This window comes from Ruegeria sp. YKSD179 (assembly GCF_059612885.1).
Genome location: NZ_JBXWRL010000023.1, coordinates 61,994 through 70,555, shown reverse-complemented (window position 1 = coordinate 70,555; position 8,562 = coordinate 61,994). Strand labels below are relative to the sequence as shown.

General features: G+C 51.3%; 9 protein-coding genes. 6 read left to right on the top strand and 3 right to left on the bottom strand.

Features of this window, described 5'->3' with window-relative positions:
* On the top strand, positions 1-755 hold a 755-nt coding region (locus tag AC2FNE_RS13085; RefSeq protein WP_496805531.1), incomplete at its 5' end, for an alkaline phosphatase family protein.
* A 276-nt stretch (positions 756-1,031) separates the two neighbouring features.
* Positions 1,032-1,928: a phytanoyl-CoA dioxygenase family protein gene (locus tag AC2FNE_RS13080; protein ID WP_170604932.1), complete on the top strand. Its 897-nt coding sequence runs from the start codon at positions 1,032-1,034 to the stop codon at positions 1,926-1,928.
* 136 nt (positions 1,929-2,064) lie between these two features.
* On the opposite strand, the gene AC2FNE_RS13075 is transcribed toward AC2FNE_RS13080, so the two are convergent.
* Positions 2,065-2,328 (bottom strand): DUF4242 domain-containing protein, encoded by a 264-nt coding sequence (locus tag AC2FNE_RS13075; RefSeq protein WP_170473251.1) that lies wholly within the window; start codon positions 2,326-2,328, stop codon positions 2,065-2,067.
* 165 nt (positions 2,329-2,493) lie between these two features.
* On the opposite strand from AC2FNE_RS13075, the gene AC2FNE_RS13070 reads away from it, so the two are divergent.
* A complete protein-coding gene (locus tag AC2FNE_RS13070; RefSeq protein WP_170473249.1) occupies positions 2,494-3,372 on the top strand; it encodes a LysR family transcriptional regulator in 879 nt (292 codons plus the stop codon).
* A 169-nt stretch (positions 3,373-3,541) separates the two neighbouring features.
* Here the strand turns inward: AC2FNE_RS13070 and AC2FNE_RS13065 are convergent, their stop codons facing one another.
* Positions 3,542-4,609, bottom strand: coding sequence for a Gfo/Idh/MocA family protein (locus tag AC2FNE_RS13065; protein ID WP_170604934.1), 1,068 nt, complete (start codon positions 4,607-4,609; stop codon positions 3,542-3,544).
* A 96-nt stretch (positions 4,610-4,705) separates the two neighbouring features.
* Between AC2FNE_RS13065 and AC2FNE_RS13060 the strand changes: the two genes are divergently transcribed.
* From AC2FNE_RS13060 to AC2FNE_RS13050, 3 genes are read left to right on the top strand one after another with little or no spacing between them, the layout of a single operon-like run.
* A complete protein-coding gene (locus AC2FNE_RS13060) occupies positions 4,706-5,545 on the top strand; it encodes an amidohydrolase family protein (RefSeq protein ID WP_170604936.1) in 840 nt (279 codons plus the stop codon).
* 18 nt (positions 5,546-5,563) lie between these two features.
* Positions 5,564-6,541: a TIM barrel protein gene (locus AC2FNE_RS13055; RefSeq protein ID WP_170604938.1), complete on the top strand. Its 978-nt coding sequence runs from the start codon at positions 5,564-5,566 to the stop codon at positions 6,539-6,541.
* A complete protein-coding gene (locus AC2FNE_RS13050; protein WP_170604939.1) occupies positions 6,541-7,428 on the top strand; it encodes a PfkB family carbohydrate kinase in 888 nt (295 codons plus the stop codon). Before AC2FNE_RS13055 ends, AC2FNE_RS13050 begins: the two co-directional genes overlap by 1 nt.
* A 20-nt stretch (positions 7,429-7,448) precedes the next feature.
* Here the strand turns inward: AC2FNE_RS13050 and AC2FNE_RS13045 are convergent, their stop codons facing one another.
* Positions 7,449-8,480 carry an aldo/keto reductase gene (locus tag AC2FNE_RS13045; RefSeq protein ID WP_170604942.1) on the bottom strand — a complete coding sequence of 344 codons (1,032 nt, stop codon included), beginning with the start codon at positions 8,478-8,480 and terminating at the stop codon, positions 7,449-7,451.
* Positions 8,481-8,562: the final 82 nt, after the last annotated feature.

Here is an 8,562-nt window from a genome sequence, read left to right as displayed (position 1 = left end):
CGTCGGTCGACTACGTCAACCATGTCTTTGGTCCATCCAGCCTCGAGGCGGAAGACACGATTTACCGCCTTGACCAGACTCTTTCGAACCTCTTCTCCTTCATTGATGAACGCATAGGGTTGGAGCATGTTCTGATCGTTCTTTCGGCGGATCACGGCACGACTGATGCTCCGGGCTATTTAGATAGTGTTGGCATCCAAACAGGTCTTGTGGCGCCAGACAGCTGGGACCCAACCGAGCAGATTGCAAGGCTAAAAGAACGCTTTGGTATTACAGGTCAACTGCTGGCAGGGTATAATCATCCCTATCTGAATATCGCACCCGAGGTTCTGGAGCAGAGCGACATTGATCTGCCTGCGTTGGAAGCGGCTATCGCAGAAGAGCTGCTGTCTTTTCCCGATGTAGCCTTCGCCATCCCCAGCACGGCGATTGAAGCCAACCTTTTGCCCGACACTGAGATAATGCGTTTGATACGAAACAACTATCACCCGGCGCGCTCTGGCAACATTTATGTCGTCTTCAAACCGGGTTGGTTCATCGCCGATTTTGACGGTCTCTCGGTCACCTCAACACACGGGTCACCTTGGCGCGGCGACACACACGTGCCAATCCTATTTGCAGGCCGTGATATAGCGCAGCAACAAATTGCACGCCGAGTCTGTACGACTGCCATTGCATCCACATTGTCGGCCCTAGTTGGCACAGCGCGTCCTAACGGTGCAAGCGGTGAGGTGCTTCAGGAAGTCTTGGAATAGAGTACGACGCTGACATATTGTGACAGCGAACCATGTTTAACACACTGTTGGTATTAGCGTTGGTTTTAGATCACCGAATGTACAATTGCGCCGTGCCTCAGCCTATTTCGTTGGATCGACATCGCTTTGCGTCAACGCCAGTAGGACACATTTGGCAGAAGTTGTGATTACGGCCTTGTGTTTAGCCGCCGATTGCCAGTGGTCCCTGTCATGAAGCCCGATGGAATTGACACAGTCGACAGTACAAGCCACGCTTCGACAAAGTGGGAGGAAGAAATGACCGAAGTACTTTCTAACGAGCAAGTCGCCTCATATCGTGAAAACGGATACCTCTTACTTGAAAATCACCTGCCGGAAAGCATCCTGATCGAAATACGTAATGAAATCAGTCGCTTCGAGGAGGAAGCCAAGGGAATGATAGAGTCTAACGACAGACTAGATCTGGAGGACTCACATACACCCGAAGATCCGCGGCTAAGGCGAATAAAACTGCCTCATAAAATTAGCGAAATAATGCGCGACCTGATGTATTCGGACCTTATTCTCGCGCCTGCAAGAGATTTGATCGGCCCGAACCTGCGGTTGCATACAACGAAACTCAACATGAAGTCTGCAGGCTATGGCGCAGCGGTAGAGTGGCACCAAGACTATGCGTTTTATCCCCATACTAACGACGACATTCTCGCGATCGGTGTGATCATTGACGATATGGAAAGTCAGAATGGCCCCCTAATGGTCTATCCAGGCAGCCACAAGGGACCTGTTTATGACCACCACGTCGAAGGTGTTTTTGCGGGCGCTTTTGTACCGGAAGACGTAGGCCTAAATCCCGCAGACGCTGTCGAGCTTAAAGGACCAGCCGGATCGATTTCCATCCACCACGGCCGGATTGTTCACGGCTCATCGCTGAACACCTCCGAAAGTGCACGGCGCATTCTGTTCTATGAGATGATGGCCGCGGACGCGTTTCCGATTATGGGTTCGATGACGAGATGGGACGGGATCGAGGACTACAACACTCGCATGTTGTGCGGTGAACCTACAATTGCGCCTCGCTTAAAAGATATTCCAATCCGTATTCCCCAACCTCAACCTGACGTGCCAATTTCAATCTACGAAATACAAAAGGGTATGAGGTCACGTTCATTCCGTACCATTGGAAAAAAAGCGTAGGGCCAAGTCTTCGAGCAATTATTACATAACAAGCTTTTAGGTCTACGCGTCGATTAGAATTGGGCGCGCAACCCAAAGTGACATGGGCCCTGAGACTATATGCTCAAGGCCCAACGAGTTCTGATAAAGCTTTTTATTAGGGAGTAAGGTCCATTGCTGCCACGACCTTTTCATAGGGTAGTCCTGCTGTATCGTTTAATCGACGAACCTGATCAGCGGTTTCGCCATCAAACAGGCACATGCAGCGGCCATCGTCCGGGGCAAATGTGGATCGGACATAGCTGATAGTGTCCCCGTCATCGGTCATCTTCTTGGCCGTTGCGATTGCCGCTTTCTGAGCGGCCGCCAAGTCGTCCATGCTGATACCCTTAAGGTTTCTTTCGACCATAAAAACAGACATCGTGTTCCCTTTCTGAAGATTGAAAAGCAATACCGCTATTGGATCACGATGCCTTTGGTGAGGGAACTATCGATGCTTTATCGGTTAATAACTCCAGGTTTGGATAAAATAGTGTATCCTGGGACTGACTGAATTAAGTGATCAGTAATCAGAGAGGCCCCAAAAATGGAGATGTCTCAAATCAGATATGTTTTGTCGGCTGCAAAGCATCTGAATTTCACTAAGGCTGCTGCAGAGTGCAATGTGAGCCAACCAGCCCTTACTAAGGGAGTAAAATCGCTCGAGACCGAGCTAGGTGCGCAGGTGTTTCATCGCGAAGGTCGAAAAATTCTTGTGAGCGATTTTGGAAAAACAATGCTTCCGCACCTGCAACATATCGTCGATGAAGCAGCCGCGACGCAAGCCCTAGCGCAGAATTTTCGACTTCTTGAAAAGGTACCGCTGCGTTTGGGTGTTCTTTCAACTATCGGGCACGTTCGCCTAGCCAGGTTTCTGGCGCAGTTTGAGAAAAGCCATAGCGGATTGGAATTGTCGGTCAATGAAGCAAGCACTTCAGATCTAAGAGAAAAATTGGAAGAAGGCGAAATTGATGTCGCCTTCATGACACTTACTGACGAGTTGGAGGAAGAATTCAGGAGTCATCCACTATACGCAGAACGATATGTTGTTGTTTTTCCGCCTGAACATCGTCTTGGGCAACTGAATTCAGTAACCCTGCAAGAACTGTCACGCGAACACTACGTTGACCGATTGGCCTGTGAATTGCGCGAAATGGTAATGTCAGTTTGCCAATCAAAGGGTGTGGAGTTGTACGCACGCTTTCGCTCAGAACGGGAAGACTGGGTACAGGCGATGGTAGCGGCAGGGATAGGTTTCGCATTCATGCCCGAGTATTCGGTGACTTTACCCGGGTTGTTGCAGCGTCCGCTTATAGAGCCAGAGGTTTCGCGAACAATCGCAGCCTTCACTGTTCCCGGTAGAAGGCACTCGCCCGCGCTCGATGCTCTTATGAGGGCATCGCAAACTTTTTCATGGCCCGGATGATTATTGTCGATTTGGGCGGGAGGCCGCAGCACTTTACGAGGTGGCTCTTCAAGGACAATCAAATGTTGTCCAGTAGAACTATTTTGTCGTTTAACCTGATTAGAAGGACACCCGGTATTCTGTCGGAACATTCAGATCCAAAGGTCCAATTTCCAGATAATTAAATACGTTAATCGTCCAAAATCAATTCTTTGCCAGGTAGCTGGGCAGATGAATAACAAGCTTCGACCAAAGCCATCGTCTCATAGGCATCGTCGGTTGATGTGTATAGCTTTTCGTCTTCGCCTGAATCAAACCTTTGCAGATTGCGCATTGGTCCCATGAAGCTCTCGACGAACCAGTTGCCTATGAGTGGTATCTGCTGCCAATCCGATCCGTTTTGGCAAAACCAGAGCTCGTCCGGCTCACCATTCGGGTAATCATAAAGCACGCCCAGTTTCGCCATCATCGCACCTTTGGTTCCTTCAAATCTGATCCATGCGGATTGGAACTTTCTGCCGCCCTGGTGATTGTGGTTAATCGACATGACGCCCCGAAGGCGGTCGCCATAATCCAATATCACGGAAGATCTCGTCTGGGCGAATTGCGGGGCTCGCGGATCGGGCATAGTCCGTGCGAATACCCCATTTGGATTGCCTGCAATTGCACGAATAGTGTCTAGGTAGTGGATAGAATGTACGGCAAACTCGACCCGCTCCAACGGGATCAGAAACGGGAAAATATTCCAAGGAGTGTAAATGTTTAGGTGAACCTCAATCTCCAGCAACTCGCCCAAACGACCGTTTTCGACAGCATCTTTGACGGCCAGCATCATAGGTGAATACCTGAGTTGAAAATTTATTGCAGATTTCAGGCGCTTTTGCCGACAAAGGTCTCTGATTTCTCGGGCGTGCGCCTGATCGCTGCCCATAGGTTTTTGGATCAATACAGCGGCAAGATCCGGCAACACGGGAAGAATATCAGTAATTGCATGAGGCGGAACCGCAACGTCATAAACGACATCTGTTCCGCATTGTGCAACGACTTCGGCAACGCTTGAATAGGTCCCTGGTATATTGAAATCGTCGGCAAGTGACTTGGAGCGCGCAGGCACCAGATCAGTAACGCCCCGAACCGGGATATCGGCCAATTTGTAGGCGGGAAGGTGCGCGTCGCGAACGATCCCACCTGCGCCGACTATAACCACAGGTTTTGCGTTGATCGGTGCAGGCCAGTTTTGCTTGAGATCCAATTCCATAGCGCGCCACCCTTTTGAGTTAACTCTATTCGGTGTAGCAATTTAGGACACTAAGCAAAAATTGACTAATGTGGTTTTGGCGGGCGAGAGGACACGATGAATTTCATCGATACGCATCAGCATGTTATCTATCGCGATGACTTCGGCTACGCTTGGACGAAAGATATCCCCGAGCTATCAGCTGGCAACTTTACTTTCGAGGACTACGACGCACTGACAGATGGAGCCGGTGTTGTGGGAACAATCTTCATGGAAACCGGCGTGGATGATGCAGATCATCAAGCTGAGGCACGATTTGTTGGCCAACGCGTCGGTACAAACAACCTTCTCGGACAAATAGCTTCTTGCCGACCCGAGGAAGAGGCTGGATTTGATGACTGGTTGGAGGAGGGACGGAATCTAGGCGTTGTGGGCTATCGCCGCATCCTTCACGTGGTGTCGGATGAGGTATCGCAATCCGAAACGTTTCGCAAAAACCTCCGCAAGATCGGCAGGGATAGCCTACCGTTCGATATGTGTTTTTTGGCGCGCCAATTGCCGATTGCGCAGGCGCTCGCGCGTGCCTGCGATGATCAAATTCTGGTTCTGGACCATTGCGGTGTTCCCGATATTGCCGCCAGTGCATTCGAAAGCTGGGCTGAAGGAATAAGCAAAATTTCTGAAATGGATCATGTGGTCGTCAAGCTTTCTGGGATCACGGCTTATTGCGCACCGGGAGATTACGGGGTCGACGTTCTGCGCCCATGGGTCGATCACATTCTTGGTGCCTTTGGTCCAAGCCGCATTGTCTGGGGCAGCGATTGGCCTGTTGTTAACACAGGTTCCGGCCTACCTGTTTGGATTGAGACGACACGTCAGTTGCTGGCACATCTTTCGCCAGATGAAACGTCAGCGATCACCGAAAAAAATGCGCTCCGGGTATATGGATTGCAGTAAACAAGAAGGAATGACCACATGAGTCTGGGCGGGAAGTATGCGGCGCGTCTGAACGCTTTCAAAAAGAATGGCGGTTCATGCGGTTGCGAAATTGTGCAGATGATTCAAGCTGCAGGAAAGGTGGGTGGGCTGAATGCAGCTGATCTAAATTTTCCGGATCACTTCAAGGACCTGAATGGGCCGGAGATTTCTGAACTTCTGAACGACAGCGGGATGGCGCTGAACGGTCTCGCGATGCGTTACTACACGGACCCAGCTTTCGCGCTTGGTGCCTTTACGAACCCGGACCCGAATGTACGGCAGGCAGCCATTGATTTAACCAAAAACGGGATCGATACAGTCGCGCTGATGGGCGGTCAGCTTATGACGCTTTGGATGGGTCAGGACGGCTTTGACTATGCGATGCAGTGCGACTATCGCGCGATGTGGGATAGTACAATCGCTGCGCTACAAGAGGTCGCAGATCATAATCCCGAAATTGATATCGCGTTGGAATACAAGCCCAACGAACCCCGCGCCTATGCACTAATGCCCGACGTCGGCACAACGTTGTTGGGTGTTTTAGAGGCGGATCGCCCCAATATTGGCGTAACGCTTGATTTCGCGCATGTTCTTTACGCCGATGAAATGCCAGCACATTCGGCCAATTTAATCGGGCGGCACGCGCAACTTATGGGTGTGCACCTGAATGACGGAAATGCCAAACGCGACGATGGTTTAATGGTCGGAACAGTTCATCCCGTGGCAACGGTCGAGCTTTTCTGTGAGTTAGACAGAATGGGTTATGACGGCGTGATCTATTTCGACACGTTCCCAGATCATTCTGGCCTGGATCCGATTGAAGAGGCCCGCACCAATATCGCAATAACCGAACGCCTTAGAGCTGTGGCCAAGGAACTGGCTGGAAACAATGAACTAACGGCAGCAATTTCACGTCAGGACGCGACGCAAAGCCAACGGATCGTTGCCAATGCTCTTTATGGAAATTCAGCGTGATGAACGACGTTTTCATTGTGGGCGCTTTGCATCTGGATGTGGTCGTTGACGCGCCTCGGCTGCCCGCCTTGGACGAGACGCTGATGGGCAAGCGTGTTTCCTACCGTTTCGGGGGCAAAGGCGGAAATCAGGCTTTGGCCGCCGCAAGGGTTGGGGCAAAGGTCGCTATCGCGGGTCGCGTCGGACTGGATGAATTCGGAGCTAAGATTCTTGAAGCGCTCCGAAATTCGCGCGTGGACCATTCTCAGGTTCTGCAGGTGCCCGGTGCAACTGGTATGAGTGTTGCGATAGTTGAAGAAGGCGGCGAATACGGCGCGGTAGTTGTCTCGGGCGTTAACCAGACCATCGATCCATTGGATATCGATCCCGGCGCATCCAACGTCATATTGCTGCAAAACGAAATCCCCGAGACCATCAATTTGGCCGTGGCCAAAAGCAAACGGCCCGACACGAAACTTGTACTGAACGCAGCGCCTGCCCGGAAATGTTCTACTGAACTTTTGGATTCCGTCGATCTTTTGGTGGTAAACCGGGTCGAGGCGGCACAGATGACAGGAAAACCAGAGACCACTCCCGAAGACGCCGCCGCAGCGCTTGCATCGCTTGGACCGAAAGCTGTTGTCGTAACGGTCGGCCGAGAAGGTGCAGTGATTTTTGAGAGAGGTTCCTTAAAGAAGATTGTACCGCCAATCCAGGCTATCGGTTCCGCGCACGGGGCAGGTGACGCATTTGTCGGAGTATTGGTTAGCGAACTTGCAAAACGCTGGAATTTGATTTCGGCCGCAACTTTTGCGTCCGCCGCCGCAGCTCATTTTGTTCATACTCCGCCAAACGCTCGTGAATCCATTACTCGAAGCGCGCTCGATAACTGGATCGCAGGGCTATAGATCGTCGTTGGAGGAATGATTTACCCGAGTATGGGGGCCTCTTCGGCGATCAGACCTTGCGATTTCAATTCGCGCCACAAATCGGAAGGAATATCCGCTTTGGCCGCTTGCAGGTTGGACTCCATTTCACCCACGGTTTGCCCACCGGGAATAACTGAAAGAACTGCCGGGTGGCAGAGAGGAAACTGAAATGCCGCGTCGATCATACGGACATTGTGCGTTGAGCATATCGCCTCAATCCTGGCCACGCGATCAAGAACTTCCTGAGGCGCCGGATCGTAGTTGTAGAAAGCCCCGGGGCGCGGGCCGGTTGCGAGTATGCCTGAATTATAAGGGCCGCCAATTACAATTCCGACGCCGCGGCGTTCGCACATAGGCAGGAAAGATTTCAACGCTTCCTGTTCCAAAAGGGTATACCGACCGGCCAGCAAAATGATGTCTGGGTCACCATGCTCGACTATCCATTGGGCGGGCTGCCATTCGTTCACCCCCAACCCAAAGGCGCTGATCGTGCCTTGTTCCCTCAGTTCAACCAGGGCCTTGTGGCCGCCCTCAAGAAACTCATGCAATTTGGCATCCAATACAGCCTGGGACCCATGATTGAAGACGTCCAAATCGTGTCCGTAGAGGATGTCGATGCGATCAACGCCAAGCCGTTCCAAAGAAAACTCGATAGAACGCATCACGCCATCGTAAGTGTAGTCATATATTTCGCGACGCGCTGGCACCTCGAACCATTTTCCAAAGCCGTCCCGTTTTTCTGGATGGGTCACTTCCAGCAAACGCCCGACTTTGGTGGATAAAACAAAGTCATCTCGGGATTTGCTACGGAGTAGTGTGTTCAGCCGGGTTTCAGACAAACCAAATCCGTAAAGTGGCGCGGTGTCATAGTATCGAATACCCTCATTCCAGCTGAGGTTCAGAATTGCTTGCGCTGCTTCATCACTTATAGCGCGATAGAGGTTTCCAAGCGGGGCAGCGCCAAACCCAAGTTCGGTAAATGTCAACCCACCTGTTCCATGCCTGTCCCAATGACGTTTTCGTAATTCCATATCCAAAACCTCCTGGCGTCTAGGTTAAAATGAAACCACTTGGGGGCAAGCCTTTTCCAGAGTAAGCTGGCGGGAACGAAAA

Bases quoted from the DNA above. Each gene is read 5' to 3' on its own strand.
- AC2FNE_RS13080 (WP_170604932.1), top strand. From the start codon at position 1,032: ATGACCGAAGTACTTTCTAACGAGCAAGTCGCCTCATATCGTGAAAAC.
- AC2FNE_RS13075 (WP_170473251.1), bottom strand. From the start codon at position 2,328: ATGTCTGTTTTTATGGTCGAAAGAAACCTTAAGGGTATCAGCATGGAC.
- AC2FNE_RS13070 (WP_170473249.1), top strand. From the start codon at position 2,494: ATGGAGATGTCTCAAATCAGATATGTTTTGTCGGCTGCAAAGCATCTG.
- AC2FNE_RS13065 (WP_170604934.1), bottom strand. From the start codon at position 4,609: ATGGAATTGGATCTCAAGCAAAACTGGCCTGCACCGATCAACGCAAAA.
- AC2FNE_RS13060 (WP_170604936.1), top strand. From the start codon at position 4,706: ATGAATTTCATCGATACGCATCAGCATGTTATCTATCGCGATGACTTC.
- AC2FNE_RS13055 (WP_170604938.1), top strand. From the start codon at position 5,564: ATGAGTCTGGGCGGGAAGTATGCGGCGCGTCTGAACGCTTTCAAAAAG.
- AC2FNE_RS13050 (WP_170604939.1), top strand. From the start codon at position 6,541: ATGAACGACGTTTTCATTGTGGGCGCTTTGCATCTGGATGTGGTCGTT.
- AC2FNE_RS13045 (WP_170604942.1), bottom strand. From the start codon at position 8,480: ATGGAATTACGAAAACGTCATTGGGACAGGCATGGAACAGGTGGGTTG.